Source organism: Streptomyces sp. CT34 (genome assembly GCF_000805335.1).
Lineage (GTDB): Bacteria > Actinomycetota > Actinomycetes > Streptomycetales > Streptomycetaceae > Streptomyces.
In genome coordinates this window covers 2,014,915-2,037,891 of record NZ_KN708638.1, presented here as the reverse complement: position 1 = coordinate 2,037,891, position 22,977 = coordinate 2,014,915, and the positions used below count along the sequence as shown (strand labels likewise).

Annotated in this window: 17 protein-coding genes and 1 pseudogene; 11 read left to right on the top strand and 7 right to left on the bottom strand. The window is 73.8% G+C overall.

Annotated elements, in window-relative coordinates:
• Positions 1-739 precede the first annotated feature (739 nt).
• Positions 740-1,054, bottom strand: a complete 315-nt coding sequence (locus RZ84_RS36335; RefSeq protein WP_078893648.1) for a DUF6343 family protein — start codon at positions 1,052-1,054, stop codon at positions 740-742.
• Positions 1,055-1,069: 15 nt separating this feature from the next.
• Complete coding sequence (locus tag RZ84_RS09100) at positions 1,070-2,698, bottom strand: UvrD-helicase domain-containing protein (protein WP_052229848.1); 1,629 nt, start codon at positions 2,696-2,698, stop codon at positions 1,070-1,072.
• 322 nt (positions 2,699-3,020) lie between these two features.
• Between RZ84_RS09100 and RZ84_RS09095 the strand changes: the two genes are divergently transcribed.
• From RZ84_RS09095 to RZ84_RS09080, 4 genes are all read left to right on the top strand, one after another.
• A complete protein-coding gene (locus RZ84_RS09095; protein ID WP_043263873.1) occupies positions 3,021-3,689 on the top strand; it encodes a hypothetical protein in 669 nt (222 codons plus the stop codon).
• Positions 3,690-3,930: 241 nt separating this feature from the next.
• Positions 3,931-6,894, top strand: coding sequence for a DEAD/DEAH box helicase (locus RZ84_RS09090; RefSeq protein ID WP_241778028.1), 2,964 nt, complete (start codon positions 3,931-3,933; stop codon positions 6,892-6,894).
• Positions 6,891-8,399 carry an SWIM zinc finger family protein gene (locus RZ84_RS09085; protein WP_043263872.1) on the top strand — a complete coding sequence of 503 codons (1,509 nt, stop codon included), beginning with the start codon at positions 6,891-6,893 and terminating at the stop codon, positions 8,397-8,399. The genes RZ84_RS09090 and RZ84_RS09085 overlap by 4 nt, the downstream gene beginning before the upstream one ends.
• 14 nt (positions 8,400-8,413) lie before the next feature.
• Positions 8,414-10,342: a helicase-associated domain-containing protein gene (locus tag RZ84_RS09080; protein ID WP_241777629.1), complete on the top strand. Its 1,929-nt coding sequence runs from the start codon at positions 8,414-8,416 to the stop codon at positions 10,340-10,342.
• Between the two features lie 82 nt (positions 10,343-10,424).
• Here RZ84_RS09080 and RZ84_RS09075 read toward each other — a convergent pair.
• A pseudogene (locus RZ84_RS09075) lies at positions 10,425-10,884 on the bottom strand (RNA ligase (ATP)); the annotation flags it as partial.
• 291 nt (positions 10,885-11,175) lie between these two features.
• On the opposite strand from RZ84_RS09075, the gene RZ84_RS09070 reads away from it, so the two are divergent.
• Positions 11,176-13,329: an NB-ARC domain-containing protein gene (locus RZ84_RS09070; RefSeq protein WP_052229847.1), complete on the top strand. Its 2,154-nt coding sequence runs from the start codon at positions 11,176-11,178 to the stop codon at positions 13,327-13,329.
• Between the two features lie 73 nt (positions 13,330-13,402).
• Here the strand turns inward: RZ84_RS09070 and RZ84_RS09065 are convergent, their stop codons facing one another.
• The gene (locus tag RZ84_RS09065) at positions 13,403-15,130 is read right to left on the bottom strand and encodes a CDP-glycerol glycerophosphotransferase family protein (protein WP_052229846.1); all 1,728 of its coding nucleotides are present in this window, start codon (positions 15,128-15,130) and stop codon (positions 13,403-13,405) included.
• 307 nt (positions 15,131-15,437) lie between these two features.
• The gene (locus tag RZ84_RS09060; RefSeq protein ID WP_052229845.1) at positions 15,438-17,096 is read right to left on the bottom strand and encodes an FAD-dependent monooxygenase; all 1,659 of its coding nucleotides are present in this window, start codon (positions 17,094-17,096) and stop codon (positions 15,438-15,440) included.
• Between the two features lie 723 nt (positions 17,097-17,819).
• Between RZ84_RS09060 and RZ84_RS09055 the strand changes: the two genes are divergently transcribed.
• The 6 genes from RZ84_RS09055 (at position 17,820) to RZ84_RS09035 (ending at position 21,884) form a co-directional block, all read left to right on the top strand.
• Positions 17,820-18,764, top strand: coding sequence for a quinone oxidoreductase family protein (locus RZ84_RS09055; RefSeq protein WP_043263869.1), 945 nt, complete (start codon positions 17,820-17,822; stop codon positions 18,762-18,764).
• Positions 18,765-18,851: 87 nt separating this feature from the next.
• Positions 18,852-19,733, top strand: coding sequence for an IclR family transcriptional regulator domain-containing protein (locus RZ84_RS09050; RefSeq protein WP_043263868.1), 882 nt, complete (start codon positions 18,852-18,854; stop codon positions 19,731-19,733).
• Between the two features lie 99 nt (positions 19,734-19,832).
• Complete coding sequence (locus RZ84_RS09045; protein WP_043263867.1) at positions 19,833-20,282, top strand: hypothetical protein; 450 nt, start codon at positions 19,833-19,835, stop codon at positions 20,280-20,282.
• Between the two features lie 41 nt (positions 20,283-20,323).
• Complete coding sequence (locus RZ84_RS09040; protein WP_043263866.1) at positions 20,324-20,965, top strand: nucleoside/nucleotide kinase family protein; 642 nt, start codon at positions 20,324-20,326, stop codon at positions 20,963-20,965.
• A gap of 60 nt (positions 20,966-21,025) precedes the next feature.
• Positions 21,026-21,172, top strand: coding sequence for a hypothetical protein (locus RZ84_RS42480; protein ID WP_157878789.1), 147 nt, complete (start codon positions 21,026-21,028; stop codon positions 21,170-21,172).
• 319 nt (positions 21,173-21,491) lie between these two features.
• Entirely contained in the window at positions 21,492-21,884 is a 393-nt protein-coding gene (locus tag RZ84_RS09035) for a type II toxin-antitoxin system PemK/MazF family toxin (RefSeq protein WP_198540132.1), read from the top strand.
• 88 nt (positions 21,885-21,972) lie between these two features.
• On the opposite strand, the gene RZ84_RS09030 is transcribed toward RZ84_RS09035, so the two are convergent.
• Together RZ84_RS09030 and RZ84_RS40830 are read right to left on the bottom strand one after the other, a co-directional pair.
• Positions 21,973-22,515, bottom strand: coding sequence for a DUF1697 domain-containing protein (locus RZ84_RS09030; RefSeq protein ID WP_043263864.1), 543 nt, complete (start codon positions 22,513-22,515; stop codon positions 21,973-21,975).
• A gap of 140 nt (positions 22,516-22,655) precedes the next feature.
• Positions 22,656-22,977, bottom strand: a 322-nt coding sequence (locus tag RZ84_RS40830; RefSeq protein ID WP_241777628.1) for a methylated-DNA--[protein]-cysteine S-methyltransferase, incomplete at its 5' end; no start/stop codon positions are given.

Genomic DNA, 22,977 nt, shown 5'->3' with positions numbered 1-22,977 from the left:
GGGGGAGTGGGGGCGGTTGCTTCTTGTCGGTTGTGGGCCTTCTCGCTTGTCCCCCTGGGCCCCGTCCCCGCCCCCCCCCCCCGCCCCCACCCCGCGCCTCCCCTCCGCCGTGCCCCACCCTCAGCCCCACTTCCCGGACCTGTCGCTCGGCGCCAGCCGTACTGCGGCTCGCTCCTGTCTACTTCGCTCCACGTGCCTCGGCCGGCCTTGGTCCCGTGTTCCTGTGGAGTCGAACTAGGTGTGCACGCCGAGCTGTTGGCCGTCATCGGTAGTCGAACTCCCTGCGGTGGTCGACCTCCGCCCTTGACTTTGACTCTCTGCTGCTCCAGTGCGCCTCTCCACCAGGTCGCAACCAGCTTCCTCTGCGACGGTTCTCCGTGCGGGAATCGCCGAAGGCGAATCGCTGGGCGTGAACCGCACAGCGAAGTGCGAGTGTGAACTGACGGACGGATCAGCAACGGATGGATCAGCAGGATGGGGACCGCCTTGCGCTCGTGGATCGCCTCCCGCTTATGCATCACCTCCTGGTGTAGGAAGGCGTCGCTGAGAATCCATGCTCGACGTGCCGCGCACGGTGCGTCGTGCGCGAGGCACATCGCATGGTGTTGTACCTGGCGCGTTGCCGTGACGATCGGCGTATGGCCCGTGCCGGGTACGTGAGCCGTGGCTGGTGCCGTCGATCAGCGCGTCGCTGGTGGACGATGTCCGACCTGCCCGATGATCACCGGCTGCTGATCGGCTACGGACGCGAGCCGCGTTGGCGGCCCGGGTCGTTGCGTATGCCGAATGGGTCGTTCCGGCCTCGGTCAGGCTCGTAGGGCGGTATGTCCCTGCCGGGCTGGTAGTGCGGTCCCTGGTGGATGTGGCGGATCACCATGGTCAGGTCCGTGGCTGCTACCAATGCCAGGGCGGCGCAGGCTGCCGCCCATTGCGGTCGGCCGGCCATGACGAAGGCGACGGCCCCGGCGATGGCCCATACCAATCCCCACAGCGCCAGCCCGCACCGCATTCTCAGCGGGCTGCGTGCGTGCAAGGGCTCGTTTCCTGTGCGCATCGGCACCCATCTCCTCTATCCAGCATCCTCCTGATAGACGCGGCAGTCACCTGTCCGCCGCGACCTGTCTCTTCCGCCCCTCCCGGCGGACGGTGGCTTTGCGTCTCGCGTCGGTGGGCTCTCCGCGCTCTCCTCCTTCTTCCGCTCCGTGGTGCGTGCTGTGGGGCGTGGGTCGCCGGCTGGGTGGCTGTTGATCCAGGACAGGCCGCCGATGTCGAGCTGTGCTCGGGCGCGTGTCACCGCTACGTAGGCCAGGCGCGCCTCGTCGACGTCGATCGGGCCGGGGAGCGGCGTTCCGTTCTCGTCGAGCTCGTCCAGATCGTCGGGGCCGGTGAAGTCGTCCGCGATGCGCACGCTCTCCCACTCGCGGCCCTTGGCGCGATGGGCGGTGGACACCGTCACCTGGGCGGATTCTTCGGGCGAGAGCCGGTCCAGGGCGTGCAGGACGGCTGCCGTGCCATGCTCGTCGACCAGTTCCACCAAGGGCAGGAGGTCCCGCCCGGCCGGGTCGAACTCCGCGTACTCGCGGAGTTCCGCCCACGACTCGAAGAGCATCAGCTCGGGGTGTGTGGTGCGTCGTCCCGATTCAAGGGCGTGGGCGGCGCGTGCCAGTGAGCGCAGTGCCTCGCCGCCGCCTGCGAGGGCGACCCGGTGGTTCGCTTCGAGCTGCCGTATCACCGCGACCATCGCCCCGACGTTCGTCCGGCACAGGATCGCCTCCGGGGCGTGGAGGGGGAGCAGCTCGGTGGTGCGGTGTGGTGATCCCGTGAGGCGGATGGGGGCGTCGACGATCGCCAGCCAGCGGTTGGCCTCGGCCGCGAGCGCGGGCCCGAATCGGAAGGAGTGGGAGAGGCTGAGCTGTGTGCCGTCGAAGCCGGTCATGACGTCGCGGGCGCCGCGCCAGCCGTAGATGGCCTGTGCGGAGTCGCCGACCAGTACCAGCTGGGCGTGGTCGCGCTGGGCTGTGAGGACCTGCTCGACCACGGGGTTGGTGTCCTGGGCTTCGTCGAGGAGCAGGAAGTCGGCCGGGATGACGGGTTGGCTGAGTGCCCACATCTTGAGGTAGTGGTCGTGTTCGAAGCGGACGACGCCGTGGTCCGGGTTCTGCAGGTCGGCCCAGGCTTTGCGTGCGTAGGGCAGCACGAGGTCGGCGAGTTGGGTGTGGAGGGGTTCGGATTCGGCTCCTCTCAAGGGCGGGACGTGGTGGCGGCCGATGTCTCTGTCGGCCGAGTGGCAGAAGCGGGTGACGGTCCGCAGGGCTGTGTGGGAGAGGGCCTTGTTGTTGACCTTGCGTGGTCCGATGCGTAAGTACATGCCGTCGTCGATGCCGAGTGCGGCTCCGGTGCGCCAACCCGCCTGCCGTGGCGCGTTCATTCGCGCCTGGTAGTACCTGCCCACTGCGGCGTACGCGAGGGCGTGTGCGGTTCCGCAGGCGACTTCGGCGGGGAAGGTGCGGGAGGCGTGGCGCGCGACGCTTCTGTTGAAGGCGATGTACCGGCCGAGCCGGCCCTGTCGCTGTGCGGAGTGCGCGAGCATCGCGAGGGTCGTGGTCTTGCCGGTGCCGGCGCCGGCCTGGATCACGAGGTGAGCGCCGGTGGGGAACGCGTTGGCCGCGGCTGTCTGCTCGGGGGTGGGGGTGTGCATGAGGGCTCCTCGCCGAGAAGGGATGGTTACGGAGAGTGATTCATATGGCTGACTGTAAGCGACTTCGGCGGTGGGGAGGGGGCGGGTTCCGCGAGCTGTGGATAACTTTCTTGCGGTGTCTGCGGTGTCTGCGGTGTGACAGCGGTGGTCTTGCTGAGCTGCGGTTATGTGGTGTCGGCGGGCCTTCTTCCGCTCGTGCGCGGGGGTGGGTGAGGGTGCACCGCGGACGCATTGTCAGTGGCGTCTGCTTCTATCGACATCACGCAGAGTTTCCGCGGCGGGAGCGCCGTCGACGGGACGCGAGAGACGGGGGAGCAGAGGGATGGGCATCACCTCGGCATGGGGCATCAGCCCGCACGACGACAGCGTCATCAGCGCGCTGGAGCCGCGTATGCGGCCGTTGATCGAGTCGGTCCGGGCATTGCCGGAATCCCGGGAGCGATGGGAGCGCTGGGCGGCCGAGCCGCTGCCGGACCGGCGCAGCTGGTACGGCAGCGGCGACGGCGCAGGCCGTACTGCGGTGCCGGAACGGGAGCGTGAGCGCATCGACGCGCTGATCGAGTCGTTCCATGAGCTCACGCGCGCGGGGCCGTTCGACGAGTTCTATGACGGCAGGGACGATGACGGCGACTTCTCGATCCTCAACGACGTCTGGAGTGACGACTTCGGAGAGCTCGTCCCTTTTCTGGCGGTGTGCTCCAAGGACTATGCGGTCCCGGCTCTCTTCCATGCGATCGGCAGCCGACGGGCGGCGCTGATACCGGGGTGGATCGGCAACTTCGTGCTCTCCGCGGAGCAGGTGCGCCAGAGTCTGCCGCAGATCGAGGCGGCCTTCTCCTTCACGGCGGAGCAGCGCGCCGAGGCCGAGGACCAGCTCTGGCTTGATCAGCGCCCCGGGGAGGAGAGCGTGTTGGACGGGCCGCTCCGCTGCTGGCGTGAGGCCGCGGCGCACGGCCTGGGACTGTGCGGTGCCGCCGTGCATGTCTGGTGATTCGCGGGTGATCCGCAGGGTCGGCCTCCGGGGGAGGCGCGGCCCTCTGAACGACATGGGGGAGAGCGTGCGTACGACCGTAGACTCGCAGGTCGGGGATGTCAGGGAAGCGATCCGGGCGCGGTGGGCCCGGTGGGCGCCGCGCGCGGCGCGGAAGTATCCGGAAGCAGCAGGGGATGGCGTGGTGAGGCAGCGGGAGGCGGCGGTCGGGGTGCCCCGACCGTCGGCCGCCCCGTCCGCCGTGCCGGCCTCGGAGTCGGGGGGTGACGCCGGACTCCCCGCGGCGCTGGTGGAGTGCGCCGCGGTGTTCCTGCCCGCCCAGCCGCCGCGCGCCGGGAAGGTCGCTTTCTGGCGGCCCGACGGCGGCCGGCTTCCCGAGGTGGCGGATGGTGAGGCCGGCGGTGACGGGGTGGAGCCGGACGGCGGGGGTCCGGTAGGCGCCGGCGCCGTGCCCGGGCAGCTGACCGTTGCGCGGCGCCATGGTAACGGCGCGCGCAGCCGTACCGTCCCGGCTCTGCTGCTCCCGCTGCCCGAGGCGGTTCCGCTGCTGGTCCGCGCCCGGCATGATCCCGCTGCCCACCCGGCCGCCGCCTGCTGGGGAGCAGCCGCCCTGCACGCTCTGCATCTCGCCGCGCGCGGCAGACTGCTTCCGGGGCTGACCGCCGAGGACGCCGATGCCTGGCGCGCCGGCCCCCTCGACCCCGACGACGTGGCGCACCTCCGGGCGGTCGCCGCCGCCATGCCCGCCGAGGCGTATGCCGTGCCGCTCCCCGGCAGCCGCCCGCTCCAGTTGCCTGATCCGGCCGCTCTGGTGCGGCGCTTGGTGGACGCCGTCGTCGACACCCTGCCGCGCACCCCCGCCGCCGAACTGGTGGCCGGGGCCCCGTTCGCCGCGACCGCCCCGCAGCGGCTTCCCGGAGCCCGTGCCTGGGCCGCCGAGGTCGCGTCCGGTGTGGACGCCGGGGTGCGGCTCTCGCTGCGCCTCGACCTCGCGCCCCATCAGCTCTTCGACACCAGGGAGGACAGCCGGCTATGCGACACGGGGGAGAACGGCCAGGCCGACGGCGCTGACGGCGGGCGGGGGCGGCCGTCCGGTGTGGCCGGAGCCGAGGAGCGCCGCGCGGCGGCGGCCGTGCTGCAGGTGCAGAGCCTCACCGACCCGACCCTGGTGGCCGATGCCCGTCAGCTCTGGGAGGGCGAGGAGGACGAGCACTTCGGGCCGCGGTCCCGTGTCGACACCCTCCTCGCGCTGCGCCGCGCCGCCCGCGTCTGGGCCCCGCTCACCCGCCTCCTGGAGCGGCCGGTGCCCGACGTACTGCCGCTCGGCGAGGAGGAGTTGTACGAGCTGCTGGGGGAGGCCGCGCCCCGGCTGGGCGCCGCCGGGGTGGCCGTCCACTGGCCCAGGGAGCTGACCCGGGGGCTGACCGCTGCGGCGGTGCTCCGGCCCGCGCCCGGCTCGGCCGCGGACGGCTTCGGATTCTTCGACGCCGGCGAACTGGCCCAGTTCCGCTGGCAGGTGGCGATGGACGGCGTCCCGCTCACCGAGGCGGAGATGGACGCGCTGGCCGAGGCGCACCGCCCCGTCGTACGGCTGCGCGACCAGTGGGTTCTGGTCGACCCCGCGCTCGTCCGCAAGGCACGCAAACGCGAACTGGGCTATCTGGACCCGGCCGAAGCGCTCGCGGCGACGCTCAGCGGCACCGCGGAGGTGGACGGCGAAGAGGTCGAGGTGGTGCCCCTGGGAGCCCTCGCCGCGCTGCGCGGGCGCCTAGCCGCTCCGGCGGGCCCGCTGCCGCAGCCGCCCGGGCTGCGGGCGACGCTGCGCGACTACCAACTCCACGGCATGGCCTGGCTCGACACCATGACCGCCACCGGCCTCGGCGGCTGTCTCGCCGACGACATGGGCCTGGGCAAGACCATCACCGTCATCGCGCTCCACCTGCACCGCCGGCCCACCGAGCCCGTCCTGGTCGTCTGTCCCGCCTCGCTGCTCGGCAACTGGCAGCGCGAGATCGAGCGCTTCGCCCCCGGCACTCCCGTACGCCGCTTCCACGGCACCGGCCGCAGCCTCGACGGCGTGGCCGGCGGCTTCGTGCTGACGACCTACGGGACGATGCGCAGCAGCGCTGCCCAACTGGCGGGCCGTTCCTGGGCATGGGTGGTCGCCGATGAGGCGCAGCACGTGAAGAACCCGCGTTCGTCGACCGCCAGGGCGCTGCGCGGCATCAAGGCCCCGGCGCGGATCGCCCTCACCGGCACACCCGTCGAGAACAACCTCTCCGAGCTGTGGGCGCTGCTGGACTGGACCACGCCCGGGCTCCTCGGCCCCCTCAAGACGTTCCGCGCACTGCACGCCAGGGAGGTCGAGGGCGGCGAGGACCCGCAGGCGACGGAGCGGCTGGCCCGGCTGGTGCGGCCGTTCATCCTGCGCCGCAAGAAATCCGACCCCGGCATCGCGCCCGAACTCCCGCCCAAGACCGAGACGGACCACCCCGTTCCCCTGGGCCGTGAACAGGCCGCGCTGTATCAGGCCGTCGTCCGCGAGACCCTCGCCCGGATCGAGGCCGCCGAGGGCATCGCGCGGCGCGGCCTGGTGATGAAACTGCTCACCGCCCTCAAGCAGATCTGCAACCACCCCGCGCAGTATCTGAAAGAGGCCGCCCCCGGGCTCGCCGCCCGCTCCGGGAAGCTCGAACTCCTCGACGAACTCCTGGGCACGATCCTCGCCTCGGGCGGCGCCACGTTGGTCTTCACCCAGTACGTGGGCATGGCGCGGCTGCTCGAACGCCACCTCGCCACCCGCGGGATCCCCAGCCAACTCCTGCACGGTGGCACCCCGGTGGCCGAGCGGGACAAGCTGGTCGAACGTTTCCAGTCGGGCCGGGTGCCGGTCTTCCTGCTGTCCCTGAAGGCGGCGGGCACCGGCCTGAACCTCACCCGCGCCGGACACGTGATCCACTACGACCGCTGGTGGAATCCGGCGGTGGAGGAGCAGGCCACCGACCGCGCCTACCGCATCGGCCAGACCCAGCCCGTCCAGGTCCACCGGCTGATCGCCGAGGGCACCGTCGAGGACAACATCGCCCAACTCCTCGCCGCCAAGCGGGCACTCGCGGACGCGGTGCTCTCCGGGGGCGAGAGCGCGCTCACCGAGCTGACCGACGCCGAACTGGCCGATCTCGTGTCCTTGCGGAGGCCCGGATGAGTCCTGCCTTCCGGGGACGTCCCGGCGCCTCGGGGCGCTCCGCCGCGGCGGACCTGCCCGCCCGCGTGGACCGTTCGCGTACCTTCCCTCCGCTGCCGGACCGCACCGGTGCCGGAGAGCCGTTCGCCGCGTCCTGGTGGGGCCGCGCCTGGCTGGCGGCGCTGGAGAGCAGCGCACTCGACAGTGCCCGGCTCGCCCGCGGCCGGACCTACGCCCAGGACGGCCATGTGGACACGGTCAACATCACCCCGGGGCGCATCCTGGCGACCGTACGGGGCAGCCGGCCCCGCCCGTACAGTGCCGAGATCCGCCTCGGGACGCTCTCCGATGCGGGCTGGGACGCCCTCCTGGACGCCGTCGCGGCGGAGCCCGCGCACCTCACCGCCCTGCTGGCCAAGCAGCTGCCCCGCGCGCTGGCGGAGGCGGAGACGGGGCTTCTGCCGGGGCCGGGCGACCTGGTGCCCCGGTGTTCCTGCCCGGACCACGGCAGGCCCTGCAAGCACGCCGCGGCGCTCTGCTTCCAGGTGGCCCGTCTGCTGGACGCCGACCCGTTCGTCCTGCTGCTGATGCGCGGCCGGGGCGAGCGGGAACTCCTCGACGAGCTCTCGCGCCGGCACACCGCCCACACCGCGCGGAAGAGCCGGACGCAAGCCGTTCTCACGGCGACGCGGCCAGGAGGGGGCGGATCCGCTGCCGTCTCCTCGGCGGCCGGGTCGGGGCCGGAAGCCGGCCGGGCGGGGGCGACCGGGCCTGCCGGCGCGAGGGCCCCGGGCCCGCTCCCCGTGGCCACGGAGGAGGCCGGGCGGGCGCCAACGGCGGCGTCGGCGCCCCGCGGTGTCCTCGCCCGCGAAGCCCTGGCCGGCCGCCCCAGACCGCCGCTGCCGCCACCCCTGGCGGTGCCACCGCACCCCGGCCGCCCGCCGGTCCTCCCCGACGCCGACGGACTCCCGTTCGACCCGGCCACCCTCGAATTCCTGGCCGCCGACGCCGCGGCCCGCGCCCATGCCTGCGTCACCGCCGCCGGAGCCCCGGCCGCCGGGGGCGCGCGCCCGGCCACTCCCGGCCCCTATCCCGCGCTGCCCCCATGGGAGGACGCCGTCCGTCTGGCCGCGACCGCCCACCCCACCGCCGGACTGACCGCCACCACCCGGGCCCTCTACCGCGACCTCGCGGCGGCGACCGGCCGTACGCCCGGGGACGTCGCCCGGTCCGTCGCCGCCTGGCGGCAGGGCGGCCGTGAAGGGCTCGCCCTGCTGGAGGCCACCTGGAACCCCCCGGCCGGCGACTTCGACCGCGCCCGCAGCGCCCTGCTGGCCGCCGGACTGCCCGCCCTGCGCCCGCGCCGCAACCACCTCACCGACCCCGACCGCGGCATCCAGCTGCGCTTCGGCCACGACAACCGCTGGTACCCCTACGAATCCGAGCCCGGAGCCGAGGACTGGTGGCCCGCCGCGCCCGCGGACCCCGACCCCGTAGGCGCCCTGACGTCCCTGGTGGCGCGATGACTAACCTCAGGGCCGTGGAAGGTCTCGACACACTCACCCGATCCCTCGCGCAGCGCACCCCCGAGCAGCTCGCCGCACTCCTCAGCCGCCACGCCGAGCCGCTCGCCCGCCGGCCCGCACCCACCCAACTGCGCGGCCTGGCCACCGCGTTGTGGTCCTACGAGACCCTCCATCACCTGGTGCTGCACCTCGACCACCCCCGCTTGCAGGTGCTCGCCACCACCGCCCGCATCAGCCAGGAGCGCGCCGGCCGCGACGCCCCCGCGCCCGCCGCCCCGGCCTCGGGCGCCGACTACCAGTCCCTGATGGCGCACCGGCTGTCCTTCCCGCACCTGGCCACCGAACCGGTTCCACCCGAGGACGTGTACGCCGCGCTCGGTGCCGCCGCACCCGGCCCCGAGCGGAGCGCCGCCGAGGCCGCCCTGGAATCCCTCTTCGCCGACGGGGTCGCCGCGCCCTCCGAGGACGGCGCCGTCGTCGTCCCGCCGCGTCTCCCGCAGCTCCTGGCCGCCCACGACCTGGGCCCGTTCGCCGCGCACGCCCCGATGCCGGTCCCCGACGACGCCGGGCAGCGCCACCGCCCCGGGGTGCCCGCACCGCGGACCTCCGTGCACGACGAGTCCCGGACCGCCGCGGCACAGCTGGCCACCACTCTGGAGCGCCTCCTCGCCTCCCTGGCCGAGCGGCCCGCCGCACTGCGCAAATCAGGCGGGCTCACCCTCCGCGAGATCAAACGCCTGGCCAAGGCCGCCGGCACCACCGAACCGCACGCCCGCCTCCTCCTCGACCTCGCCCTCGCCGCCGACCTGATCGCGCTGACCCGCAGCCCGTCAGGGATCACCGCCCTCCCCACCGGCGCCTACGACGACTGGCTCGGCCGCCCGCCGGGCGAACGCCTCGCTCCCGTACTGGCCGCCTGGTCCGGCCTGTGGGCCGTTGCCACCCACACCCCGTTCGGCGAGACCCCGACCGCCCTGGTCCGCGGCCACGACCGGCACGCCCCGGCCCTCCGGTACGCGCTGCTGGCGGCCCTCGCCGACGTCCCCCAGGGCGCCGGAGCGCCGCTGCCGCCCCTGCCGTTCACGGAGTCCCCGGAGCAGGAGGACGCCCGGACCGCGCTGCGGCATCTCCTGCGCGCGGCGGACTGGCACCGGCCGCTCGGCGTCACCGCGCAGCCGATGGCCGAGGAGCGCGCCGCCCACACCCTCCACGAAGCGGCCCACCTCGGGCTCATCGCCCACGGCACCCTCACCCCCCTGGGCCGGGCCCTGCTCACCGACCCGCGGTCCCTCGAGGAGCCGCTGCGCGACCTGCTGCCGCCGCTCCTCGAACAGGCCCACTTCCAGGCCGATCTGACCGCCGTCGTCCCCGGCCGCCCCGCCGCCGCGCTCGCCGAACTGCTCGCCTCCGCGGCCGACCGAGAGTCCGAGAGCCACGCCGTGACCTGGCGCTTCACCCCCGCCTCGGTACGCCGGGCACTGGACACCGGCCACACCGCCGACACCCTCCACGACGCCCTCACCGCCGTCGCGGCGAACGGCACCCTGCCGCAGCCCCTCGGCTACCTCATCCAGGACACCGCCCGCACCCATGGCCGGATACGGGTACTGCCCGCCGCCTGCTGCATCCGCTCCGACGACGAAGCCCTGGTCGCCGAAGTGGCCGCGCACCGCGCCCTGCGGGAGCTCGGGCTGCGCGCCATCGCCCCGACCGTCCTGGTCAGCAGCCGCCCGCCGGCCGTCACCCTGGACGCGCTGCGCGCCGCCGGATACGCCCCTGCCCTGGAGTCCGACAACGGCACCACCACCGTCGAGCGGCTGCCCAGCCACCGCACCAAGGCCCCCGCCCCCACACGGGACCCGGACGCCCCGCTCCTCCTGGCCCGGCGGCTCCTGGGGCTCCCGGCGGAGCCCCAGGAGGCCGCCCGGACCGGAGGCGGGTGAACCGTGCCGCTCCCAGGGGGGCGCGGCTACCCGTACTCCGTGCCAGCCTTGCGGTTCAGATACGCGCCGCCCACCACCTGGGGAACACCGCCGGATACCGCTTCAGGTTCTCGATATCGATCCACGGCAGCAGATCGGGCAACGGCCCGACCTCCCCGCTCATCGAAGTCGGCACCGGCGGCACCCACTTCACGGTCCCGAGCTCCGCCGCGAAATCGGCCCCGTCCCGGTGCGCCCGCGCCAGGTCCACGCCGGCGAGCGCCCGGGGCGGCAGACGACGCCCCGCGACAGCTCGCCGCGCAGCCGGATCGCCTTGACCCGGTTGGGGGCGGATCCGGCGAGCTTGCCGGTCAGGCCCAGTTCGGCCACCAACTCCTCCGGGAGCACCGCCTGCTCGGGTACGTACACGGCGAAGTCGTCCGTCCGTAGGCGCCCTTGGCGACGACCGCGGGGTACGGCGCCACCTGCGCCGGCTATGGCGCATCGGCGTGGGGATGCTCGTGAATCGTCAGTTCCTCGACCGTGACGCGCAGCGTCGACAGGGCCGTTCCCCGTTCTGCGCATGGCGTCGGGCGCCGCCCCGTGCGGCGCTCCACCACCACTGTGATCGAATCCCCGCAACTGGGCGACCACATTTCACCGTTGCCGACCGGACCTGACCGAGTGGTGGGAGAGAGGGCCGAGCGCCGCCGTCCGCCGCGTCGCGTTGTCAGTGGCGTCAAGTAGCGTTTCGGGTACGGCGTCGATGCGGCAGGTGCGGCAGGTACGGCGCCGGGAGGCTCCGCCGGGGCAGACCGCGGCGGAGGACGGGACCGAAGTGGGGGGAGCACGCGGTGGGAGACGACGAGGCGGGCGGCAGGCGGGTACGGAACGAGTTCGGCGGCACGGCATACGGGCCGGTGATACAGGCCGGGGTGATCGAGGGCGGGGTGAGCATCCAGATGGCGCGACCGGACATCCCGGTGCCACGGCAGGTGCCGACGGCGTCGGGGCAATTCGTCGACCGCGAGCCGGTGATGGCGGCCATCAACGGCTGGGTGGGCGACGGCGGCGGAGTGGCGGTGCTCAGCGGGCTGCCCGGCGTGGGCAAGAGCGCGGCCGTACGGAAGTGGGCGCAGGAGGAGCGCGGGCGCTTCCCCGGGGGCGAGTTCTACGTCGACTTCGCCGAACTGCGCGCGCAGGCAGGAGGCGATGTCTCCGCGGGGGTGATCCGGTGCTTGCGGGCGCTCGGCGTCGAGGACTGCTATCTGCACGGGACGCTCGGCGAGTTGACCACGATGCTCCGCACCAGGACGGCGGACAAACGGGTGCTGATGGTGCTGGACGACGTGACGGAGCCGGCGCAGGTGCGGGCGCTTGTGCCGGGCGCCCCCGGAAGCGTCGTGCTCGCCACGAGCCAGGCCGTGCTCGGTGAGCTGGTAGGCGCGGCCCACCTCATGCCGCTCGAACCACTGGCACCGGAGCACGGACTGCAACTGCTCCGCCGGCTGTGCGGGGAGGAGCGCATCGCCGCGGCCGAGGAGGGCGCCGCCGAGCGGATCGTGGCGAGCTGCGGCGGACTGCCGGTGGCGCTGGAGGTCGCCGCGGCGCGGCTGGTGATGCATCCACGTTTGCCGGTCGCGGCACTGGCCGATGAATTGGCCGACGACCGGCGCCGGTTGGATGCCCTGCGCCAGGGAAGGGAGCGCACCGTGTCCGCTGTGTTCGGCGTCGCTTACGCGGGACTGCCCGAGGACGTCGCGCGGCTGTACCGGCTGCTGGGGCTGTATCCCGGACGCCGCTGGGACGCGGAGACGGCCGCCGCCGCAGCCGGGACGGCGGTCGCCGCGGCAGCCGAGCAGCTCGATGTCCTGGAGTCCGCGAGCCTGGTCACGGTGGCGGCCGACGGGCGCCACGAGTTCCACGACCTGGTCCGCCTGCACGCCCGCGAACGTGCCGCCCGGGAAGTGTGCGAGGACGAGCGCACCGCGGTCGTACGCCGCGCCGTGGACCACCTGCTCACCCGCGCCGCCCAGGCCGACCTGGCCGTCATGGGCCGCCGGATGCGCATCGGCAGGTACGTCGACCGGCTGGACGAGGCGGACCGGACGACCGCCTTCGGCAGCCGGGAGGAGGCCCTGGACTGGCTCGACGTCTGGCGCGGCGAACTGCTCTCCGCTCAGCAGGCCGCCGCCGACCACGGATGGCACCGCCAGGTCGCGGAACTGGCCGAGGCGCTGACCGCGCTCTTCCTCAACCGCAGATACCTCAACGACTGGGTCAGGAGCGGCGATCTGGGCGCGCGGCACGCCGCGGCGGACGGCAATCCGGCCGCCGAAGCCCGGCTGCGGGCGCTGCTGTCCCGCCCGCTGATGGACCGCGACGAACTGCGCCGCGCCCGCAAGGAACTGGACACCGCCGTCCGGCGTGCCGACGAATCCGGGCACACCCTGCTGCGCGCCTCCGTCCGCGAGTTCTCCGGCCGCTACTGGGACCGCTGCGATCCGGCCCGCGCCATCACCACCTACGAGGAGGCGATGACGTACTACCGCGCCGCGGGCGACGCACGCGGTATCGCCATCGGCCTGTATTTCATGGGCTGCGCACAGCACGCCGCCGGCCGCACCCAGGAAGCGCACACCACCCTCCAGGACGCCCACACCCGGTTCCTGGCCATCGACGACCGCCGGATGGGAGCACGGGCGCTGGCCGCCCTCGGGGGTGTGCGACGCGACCTGGGGCAGGGCGAGGAAGCGGTGGCGGCGCTGGAGGAGGCCGTGCGCATGCTGCGGGAGCGCGGCGCCGTCCACTACGAGGCGCAGGTCTGCGAGACGCTGGCGGAGCTGGCCGAGGAGCGCAGCGACCGGGCGCAGTGGCGACGGTATGTGACCCGGGCGCTGGAGATATACGAGGCGGGTGGCGGGCCGCGCGCGGTGGAGCTGCGCCGCAAGTTGGCCGAGGCGGACGGCACGGATCCCGCCCACGAGGGAGAAGAGGCGGACGGTTAGGGCCTGCCCCGTCTCGGACTGCCCGTGGGGGACAGGAGCCGGACCGCACCGCCGGGTGGAGGGAGTTGGCCCGTCAGCCGGTGCCGTGCCCGTCCGGCCGGTGTGTACGCCGGATGAGGCGGAGGGCGGTGTCCTCGGTGCGGTTGCCGAGACAGAGGGCGACCAGGCCGTCCAGGGAGCGCCCCGCGCGCAGGCAGGCGTAGACGGCGCCGGCCAGCACGGCGGCATCGTCCATGAGACCGGTGGCGGACACCTCGACCGTCCGGCCGTCGCGGAGGCCGACCCGGCAGCCGCGGCCGGTGACGGCGGCTGCGGCGAGCAGGCAGCCGGGGTAGCGGGCGAGGGTGTCATCGATCCAGCGGTCGGCCGTCACGGTGCTCTCGGCCGGTGCGCGGCGGATCAGGACGGAGGCGCTCTCCGACCACTGCCGGTCCTCTTCGTCGTCCGCGCACGAAAGGTGCCGAAATGGGCCCCCGGGAGCGTCGGCCTGCGGCACGGACATATGGGCGGCGACGGCGGCCGGGGTGCGCTCGATCAACACCCTTGGACCGTCCGGCTCTTCGGAGAGGGAAGTGATCAGGTAGGTAGCGGTGACCGGATCGGGACGGTCTTGCGGAACGGGAGGCTCCGGTGCCCGGCGCGGCGGCGGACCGGCCGGTTCCGGGAGGCCCAGGAGGCCGTAGACGGCGGTCCGCAGCAGGTCCAGGGCGCGGCCCGGGGCGGCGAACGCGCTCTCGCCGAGCTTGCGCAGCCGGACGGCGGTGTCGTCGCCGGTCGGTTGCCCGGTGGCGAGGGCCCGCTCGATCTGTGGCCGCAACGGGTCCCCGGGAACCAGCCGCGGCGCGATCCGGCCCAGCTCCGCCATGGGAGTTCCGGCCACCGCCTCGTCCTCGCCGAACGCACCGAGCACAAGGGGCGTGCCGAGCGCGGCGCCGTAGAAGGTCACCGAGCCGTGATCGCCGATCAGCAGGTCGGCGGCGAGCAGCGTGGCCTGCCAGCCCGCCGTCGGGGGGATGAGCAGCAGTCCCGCGGCACGGGCCGAGTCGAGCAGCGAGTGGAGGGCGTAACGGCCGTGGGCGGAGGTGATGTTGGGGTGGGTGATCAGCGCTACGGCGTAGTCGTCCAGGGGGAGTTCGGCCAGCAGCCGGGCGGGCAGTCCGGCGTCCCGGCCCAGGACCGAGCCGTCGCGCCAGGTCGAGCTGAGCACGATCAGCCGCCGGCCGTCCCCGACGCCGAGGGCCCGGCGGTAACGTCCGCGCAGCGCCCGCCCGTCGAGCAGCGCGTCATAGCAGGGATCGCCGACCAGAAGCGTCTGCCCCGAGGTGGCCGGATGGGCGGCGGCGAGCTGGGCGGCCTGGTCCGGGTGGGAGACCGCGAGCCGGGCGCGGCCACTGCGGAGCAGGGCGTCCGGTACGACCCCGGCGAGCCGGTCGCGGTCGCTGCGGGAGTCCGGGACGACCTTGTGGAATCCGACGCCGTGCGGCAGGACCAGGACGGGCGCGGTGTGGTGCGCGGCGGCGAGATCGGCGTTCTCGGAGGCCGTGATGATCAGGTCGGGGCGGATCCTGGCGAACTGCTGCCAGGGCAGGATGCGCGCGCCGACCGAGCGGAGCAGATCGTGCACACCGTCGTTGAAGGCCGAGGTCGGGTCGAAGGCGAAGACCAGGGAGACCCGCGGGTCGTCGCGCAGGACCGGGCGGAGGACGTCGAGGACCCGGACCGTGGAGGTCACGGTCCGTGCGACGGCCACCACCAGGCGCTCACCGGGAAACGTCTCCCAGCGCTCGGGGTCCTCGCCCACGGGCACCCGCAGCGGGGGCAGCAGCCCCTGTGTGGTGTCGCGCCCCTCCGCACACGGGCACCCGCAAGCGCACCCGCACCGGCACCCGCACCGGCACCCGCCCGCGGTTCGCGGTTCGCGGTTCGCGGTTCGCGGTTCGCGGTTCGCGGCCAGGCTTCTCTTAGCGCGCAGCACCGGTGTCCGCAACCCCCTGGTGGTGAAGGAACTGGCCATGACGGGGCGGAGCGCCCCCATGGCCCTCGGGAGGTCTCCCGGCGCTCCACCGTAGTTCAGGGCCCGTGCGACGGCGCCGCCAGGTGCCCTGACCTCAGCCGTCGCCCGATTTGCGCCGGCTCGCGCCGTAGATGCGCCGCCGCAGGCCGGTCGGCCCGAACCCGCGGGGACGAGGCAGCCTCCGGGCAGCCGGTGCGCCCCCGCGTCCCATGGGGGCGGCCGGTGGCTGCGCCGGTCCGGGCGCACCGCCCGTGCGCGCCGCGGCGGCCGAAGCGGCCAGCATGGCCGAGACGGAGGACGGCGCCCCGGAGGTGCCGGAGCCCGGTGACCGCACCGCCGACGTGGGGGCGGCGGGGGCCGGCACCGGAGCCGGGGCCACCGGGCGCGTCGGGCCGGCCGCGGGCGCGGTGGGGGTCACCACATCGACGTAGCCGCGGCAGACCGGTGGCCGGCCGCCGGTGCCGCCCGGCCCGACGTGCAGGGCACCGCGTACGAAGCGGGAGGCCAGGGACGGCGACGGCCGGCTGGTACCCGGGAAGAGGCCCTCGCCGGTGGCCAGGGCCCAGGGCGCCTGCACGATACGGCCGATGGTGCGCTGCACGCGGCGGGCGAGCGCGGGATCGTCCAGGCCGTACCGCCGCACCGCCTCGCGCAGCGCGGCGGCGCCGTGCGCGGCGATCGACAGGCCCTGGCCGCAGTCAGGGGTGACCGAGGCCACCGCGCCGCCCAGGGCGAGGAATCCGGTGGGCCAGCACGGCAGTTGCTCATAGCGGTGGCGGCGGGCGGCGGTGTCGCGGGTCAGCCGTACCTCGCTCAGCGGCTCGGCGTCGGCGATGAGGTCACCGATGACGGAGTCCCCTATCGCGCGGGCGAACGGCACGAACCGGTCGGCGCGTTCCGACGGCCGTTCGCCGCCGGTGCCACCGCCGGTGAGGGTGACCAGCCAGCGGCCGTCCTCGATCGGCACCAGCGTCGCCGTCTGCGCCGGATACGGCCCATCCGGGTCCGGGCCGCCGTGCTCACCGTCCAGGACGCGCGCGCCGCGGTCCGAACGGGCGGTGACCACCGGGGTGTTGTCCGCTCCGGCCGGGGCGCGGAAGATGCGGGTCGCGGAGACGATCCCGAAGTCCCGGACGTCTTCCGGCGCGGCCGGCAGGCCCAGGGCCGCCAGCCGGTCCGGAGTGGTGGAGCGGCGGCCGGTGGCGTCGACGACCAGGTCGGCATCCAGACGATACGTTTCGCCGGTGGTGGTGTCGCGGACCTGCACCCCGGTGACGTGCTCTCCGGTGCCCGTCAGACGCTCCGCCTCCGTGCCGTCGAGCACCGTGACCCCGGGAAGTGCCGGTACCTGCCGGCGGATGACCCGGTCGAGCAGATCGCGCGAGCAGGCGAACACCTGCCGGGGGCGCGCCCGGCGGCCTAACCGGCCCTGCGCGGACGGGGCGGCGGGCTCCGGCGGCATCGCGATCCGGCGGGCGCCCTCGGCCAGCCATGCCTCGACCGTGCCGGGCAGTACGCTCTCCACGACCCGGGCGCCCTCCGCCGCCAGCAGATGGGCGTGCCGGGGTTGCGGAAGGTCCGTCGGTAGCACGGGAGTTCGCGGCAGCCGGTCCCGCTCGACCAAGATCACATCGGCGTGCTCGGACAGTGCCGCGGCGGCGAGCATGCCCGTGAAGCCGCCGCCGAGCACCACGGCGAGATGCGGGTGCGTGAACTGGAGCCCGGCGCTGCCGGTGCTGCTCGACGCGTTCATGGGCAGTCCCTTTCTCGGCGGTGGCGCGCGATTCCCGGGCGGGGCCGGGCCGCGTCCAGAAAGGGCGGTGCGGCATACGGCCGGGAACGGCGGCGCGCGGCGGCGATGACGGCGTCGGTGGCAGCGGTGAAGTGCGCCGTCAGCGACGGCAGAGAAGCGGACGCGGTCCGCAGAATGCGCAGCGGTGCCGGTGGAAGCGGCAGAACTCTCTGTAGGTCCCGGCAGGCCGGCGCGAACGCCGGCCTGCCGCCCCCCGATTTCCCCATCATGATTCCCCCTCAGGCCGTGTCCGCCCCGCCACCTGCCCGGCCACGCCCTCCGCCACTCCCCGCCCGGAACACCGGGTGAGGTGGGTGAGCACCACTGCCTCGCGCAACGCGCTCTGCCCCTGGGAACGCAGCCGTCGCATCTGGTCAACGGCGGACACACGACCGGATCGTAGGCGGCGGCGATCACTTCCGGTACCCGAATGCGAGTGAGGGATGTGTGGGAGCCATACGCTGCATACCGCCGGGTAGATCCGCAGCAAAACGGCGTAATGGGTGGAAAATACCCCGCTCTTTTCTCGCGACGCGAGAAAGTCGATCGCAATGAGGCTGGAGACGAACGGCATTGGTCCAAAAAAGTCCGGATGGTTGGCGCGAAATGATCGGGTGACCGCGGTCCGGCGCATGCCGTGCCTACCCTGTGCGGGCACCGCACTGGAGAACCCGAGGGAGAGTCGTGCGCGCGATTGTGATGCGAGAGTTCGGCGGCCCGGACGTGCTGCGGCTGGAGGACGTCCCCGAGCCGGAGCCCCGCGGCGGTCACACGCTGGTCGACGTGACCCTGGCCGGCATCAACTACGCGGATGTGCACGTACGCGGGGACTCCTATCTCGCACCCGTCGAGCTGCCGTACATCCCCGGCAACGAGGTCGTCGGGACGACGGACGGCGGACGCCGCGTCGTCGGGCTCAGCCGCGGCGGCGGATACGCGGAACGGGCCCTGCTGCACCGCCGCGTCACCTGGGACGTGCCCGACGCCGTCACCGACGCCCAGGCCGTCGCGCTGGCCCTGCAGGGCAACAGCGCCTGGCATCTGCTGTTCACCGCGCTGCGCGTCACCGAGGGCGAGACCGTGGTCGTACCGGCCGCGGCCGGCGGGGTCGGCTCGCTGGCCGTCCAACTCGCCGCGCGCGCCGGCGCGAAGGTCATCGGCCTCGCCGGCTCCGCCGAGAAGCGCGAGCTGGCGCAGGACCTGGGCGCCCACGCCGTGGTCGACTCCACCGCCCACGACCTGACGGAGCGCATCCTGGACGCGGCCGGCGGCCCGGTCCAGACGGCGCTGGAGATGACCGGCGGCGCCACCTTCGCCCGGACCCTGGCCGCCGTCGCCCCGTGCGGCCGGCTGGCCGTCTACGGCTTCGCCGGCGGCGAGCTGGCGAGCGTGTCCACCCGGGACCTGATGGAACGCTCCATCACCGTCTCCGGATTCTGGCTGCCCCAGCTCTACGCCGACCGCACCGCGCTGCCCACCTCCATGCGCGCGCTGTTCGACGCCGTCGGCGACGGCTCCCTCAAGCCGCTGACCGGCACCACCTACGCCCTCGGGAACGCGGCACGGGCGCACCACGACCTCGCCGCCCGCACCCCGACCGGGAAACTCGCCCTCGACGTCGCCCGATAACCCCCGCGACAGGGGGCGCGGGGCGGCCCGCACCGCACATGCCGTGCGCCTTCGGGCGCGGACCACAGCCAGGGGAGAGAGCACACGATGGGCCATCGCATCACGGCATCGCCGTCCACGGCTCCGGACGCCGCGCAGCGCGCCGGCCGGTCCGAGCACACGCCGTCCGCCGGCTCCCGGACGTCCGGATCCAGCCATGCCGAGCGGGTCTTCCTCGTCCAGGCGGCCTTCGCCGAACTCGGCGGATCCGCCCACGGACCGGGGGAGATCGCCGAGGTCACCGGCCTGGACGACTCCGTCGTCTACCGGATCCTGCAGTCCGGGATCTACCAGCGGATCTTCGAGCGGGTGGACCGCGGCCTCTACCGGCTGCGGACCTCCGCCGCCCAACTCGCCTTCACCGCCCTCGACCACCGCCTCGACGGCGCCCAGACGGTGCTCCGCGAACTGCGCGCGGCCACCGGCGACGGGCTCGCCTTCCTCTACATGGTGGCGCCTTTCTCCGGCGCGCAACGGCAGTGCGTCGACATGGCCGTCGGCGATTCCGACCTGGCCGAACTGGGCATGACGCCGCGCGACGTGCTGTCCGTGACCCGCTCCCTGCGCACCGGCGCCTCCGGGCGGACCATCCTCGCCTACCTGCCGGAGGTCCTTCAGCAGCGGGTGCTCGCCGAGCCCGTCCCCGAACAGGCCGGCCCCGGCGTCTACCGGGACAACGACGCCCTGCTGGCCTCCCTGGCGGAGGTCCGCGACCTCGGTTACGCGCTCGGCTACGAGGAGTGCATGGCCGGTTGGAACTCCTGCGCGGCGCCCATCATGTGGGACGGCTCGATCATGGGAGCGGTGCTGCTGCTCAAGCTCAAGTCCGTCATGCCGGTGGCCCCCGACAGCGTGATCGAGGCGACGAAGGAGGCGGCGGCCGAACTCAGCCGCTACGGAGCGGCCCGCCCGGCCGCGGACGACGCCTGAACCGCGCCACCCGGACCAGCGGCTGTTCATGAGGCGGCCCGCCTCTCTACCGTGGCACCGGCAGCAGGACCACGCACACACGACGTACAAGGGGGTCTGATGGAAGCGGAATTGGTGGCGCTCGCCACGGCGGGGGCGACGACGCTGGTGCAGCAGATGGCGACGGAGGGCTGGGCCACGGTCCGCGGGCGGATGGCGGCCTTCCTCGCCCGGCGCCGGGGTACGGACGACGAGGCGGCCCTGGCGGAGCAGCTGGAGACGGCGAGCACCGATGTGGCGATCGCCCGCCAGGACGGCGATGACGCCGTGGTGACGGGGGTGACCGCGGTCTGGCAGGCCCGGCTGCGGCGGCTGCTGAGCGAGGACCCCGGGGCGGCGGCCGAACTGCGGGCCCTGCTCGACGAGGTGGCCCCTCGGCAGGAGGGCGCAACGGTACGGGACGTCCACAACACCATCAGCGGCGGTACGGTCAACGCTCCGGTGATCCAGGCCGGCATCGTCTCCGGCGTCGGCTTCGGCACGTCGGGCAACCGACCGCCTGCCGGCTGACCCCGCGCGCCCGGCACCCGGCGGCCGGGCAGAATGGCCGGGTGCGGCTCGAAGCGATCACCTGGGAACGGCTGACCGACGCGCTCGCCGGGCGCATCGCCGCGATGACGGCGAAGGACGGCAGCCCCTGGCTGCGGGTGGCCGTCGACGGGGCTCCCGCCGCGTCCCCCGGCGAGCTGGCCGGGCGGCTCGCCGAGGCACTGCGGCTCCGGGGGCGGCCGGTGCACAAGGCCGGCACCCACGGCTTTCTGCGCCCCGCCTCGCTCCGGCTGGAATACGGGCGCGAGGACCCGGACGCCTACCACGACGAATGGTTCGACCGGCAGGCCCTGTGGCGCGAGGTGTTCCAGCCGCTGGAGCCGGGTGGCACCGGGCGGGTGCTGCCGGATCTGTGGGACCCCGTGGCGGACCGGGCGACGCGCAGTGCGTACGTCGAACTGCCGCCCGGCGGCGTGCTGTTGCTGCACGGCCCGCTGCTGCTCGGACACTGGTTTCCCTTCGATTTCTCCGTGCACCTGAAGCTGTCGCCGGCCGCGCTCGCCCGCCGCACCCCCGAGGGCGAACGATGGACACTGCCGGCGTTCGCGCGCTACGACGCCGAGACCCGGCCCGAGGAAGCGGCGGATGTCGTCGTACGGGCCGACGATCCGCTCCGGCCGGCCTGGAGCGGTCCGGCCGGCTGAACGGGCGGCCGGGCACATGACGTCGTCCGGGAGCCGACAGCGGGCCGGCACCTCGCCGTCGTGGCCGGGCGTGAAGACCTCGCCGTTCTGATCGCCCACCAGGCAGTGGCCCTTCGCGACATGGAGGCCGAACGCGGCGGCGCCCGTACGGAGCCGCCACAGCACCGGGGCTACCGCCCGCGCCGTCGACGACGCGATGTGACCTGACGGCACGTCACTGTCCGGGCGGCGCACCGCCGTTGGATGACCGGCACAGCTCTTGTGGATCTTCTCGCCGATCCTCCCGGCGGCTGTGGTCTCGGACATGGGCGCTCCCTCCCGGTCGGTCACAGCGACCGTCCCCGCTGTGAAAAACCGTACGGGCGACCACTGACAATCGACCGCGGACGACCGAACGCACGCCGCTGAACAGCGGATTCGGCGAGGCGGCTAGCGTGAGGGGGTGACTGCATCCCATTCGCTCAACTCGTCCGACGCGGCCCGCGCACACCCGCCGCTGCCCGGCAGCCAGGGCCCCACCGCGACCGTGGAGGCCCGGCCGCGCGCCGTCGGCACCGTGACGATGACCTACGCCCCCGACCCGGACGGTGCCCCGGACCCCGGCGAGATCGTCTGGACCTGGGTGCCCTACGAGGAGAACGACGGCCGGGGCAAGGACCGGCCGGTACTGGTCGTGGCCTGGGAGGCCGCCGGTACGCTGCTGGCCGTGCAGCTGTCCAGCAAGCGGCACAACGACGACCGGGACTGGGTGGCCATCGGCTCGGGCCCCTGGGACCGCGAGGGGCGCGACTCCTGGATCGCCCTGGACCGGGTGCTGCGGGTGCACCCGGCGGGGATGCGCCGCGAGGCGTGCGCCCTGGACCGGGGCCGCTTCGACCTCGTCACCAACCGGCTGCGCGAGGTCCACGGCTGGCGCTGAGGGACCGCCGAGGCGCCGTACCGGGGCCGGTCCCGCACCCTGCGGTCGGCCCCGGGACGCGCGCCCGGGGGAACGGGTGCCGGCCCGTTCAGGCGTCGGCCAGCGCAAGGATCTTGGTGACGGTGTTCCAGTTGCGCGCCGTGGCCGTCACCCCGAGCCGCGCGCGGCCCACCGCGCCGGCCAGCTTGGAGCGGCCGACGCCATCAGGGCACCACAGGAAAAGCTCGCGTCCGACCAGCCGGAACCGGTCCGGAGCGAAGGCGTCGGGATCGAGCGCGTCCAGCCCGGCCGTGTCGGACGGCACCGCCGACAGAAACGTCACATGCAGGCTCTTGGGCTCCGACACGGCCGGCGGGAAGGGATTCGCGGCGACCGCGGCGGCCAGCTCGTCGCGGGTCCGTACGACCACCGGTACGGACAGGCCCAGCTCGGCGGAGATCCGCTCCTCGATCGTCCGGGCCGTCTCCGCCGGCGGCGTGCCGGGATCGGCGAAGACGAGGTTGCCGGTCTGCAGCAGCACCTGGACGTCCTCGAAGCCCAGGGACCGCGCCAGCTCCAACTGGCGGGCCTTGGGGAAGGAATTGTGGCCCCCCACGTTGATGCCGCGGAGCAGGGCGATCTGACGGGACATGGACGGCCCTTCATGGAGCGGATCCCGGCTCACGGAAGGGGTTCCGCGAGGAACGGGCGGGGGCGAAAGCGATGCGGGAGAGATGGAGATACGGAAGAGGTTCTGACGAGCTCGGAGGGACTGGAGGGGAGCGGGGGCGGTCAGAAGAGAGGGGCCGGGAGGACGCCCTCCAGGGCCAGCAGCAGCCGCTTGGTCTCTAGGCCGCCGCCGAAGCCGCCGATACCGCCGTCGCTGGCCACCACGCGATGGCAGGGGACGATCACCGGGAGCGGATTGGAGCCCATCGCCGCGCCCACCGCACGGGCGGCGCCCGGCTCCCCGACCCGGTCGGCGAGGTCCTGATAGCCGACCACGCTGCCGTAGGGGACGCCGTCGGCCAGAGCGTGCAGCACCCGGGCGTTGAACCCGGAGGACAGCGACCAGTCCAGCGGGACGGTGAAGGTCCGCAGCTCCCCCGCGAAA

Coding starts and splice junctions, on each gene's coding strand:
- RZ84_RS36335 (WP_078893648.1), bottom strand. CDS start 1,054: ATGCGCACAGGAAACGAGCCCTTGCACGCACGCAGCCCGCTGAGAATG.
- RZ84_RS09095 (WP_043263873.1), top strand. CDS start 3,021: ATGGGCATCACCTCGGCATGGGGCATCAGCCCGCACGACGACAGCGTC.
- RZ84_RS09030 (WP_043263864.1), bottom strand. CDS start 22,515: ATGTCCCGTCAGATCGCCCTGCTCCGCGGCATCAACGTGGGGGGCCAC.
- RZ84_RS09045 (WP_043263867.1), top strand. CDS start 19,833: ATGGAAGCGGAATTGGTGGCGCTCGCCACGGCGGGGGCGACGACGCTG.
- RZ84_RS09085 (WP_043263872.1), top strand. CDS start 6,891: ATGAGTCCTGCCTTCCGGGGACGTCCCGGCGCCTCGGGGCGCTCCGCC.
- RZ84_RS09060 (WP_052229845.1), bottom strand. CDS start 17,096: ATGAACGCGTCGAGCAGCACCGGCAGCGCCGGGCTCCAGTTCACGCAC.
- RZ84_RS09050 (WP_043263868.1), top strand. CDS start 18,852: ATGGGCCATCGCATCACGGCATCGCCGTCCACGGCTCCGGACGCCGCG.
- RZ84_RS09100 (WP_052229848.1), bottom strand. CDS start 2,698: ATGCACACCCCCACCCCCGAGCAGACAGCCGCGGCCAACGCGTTCCCC.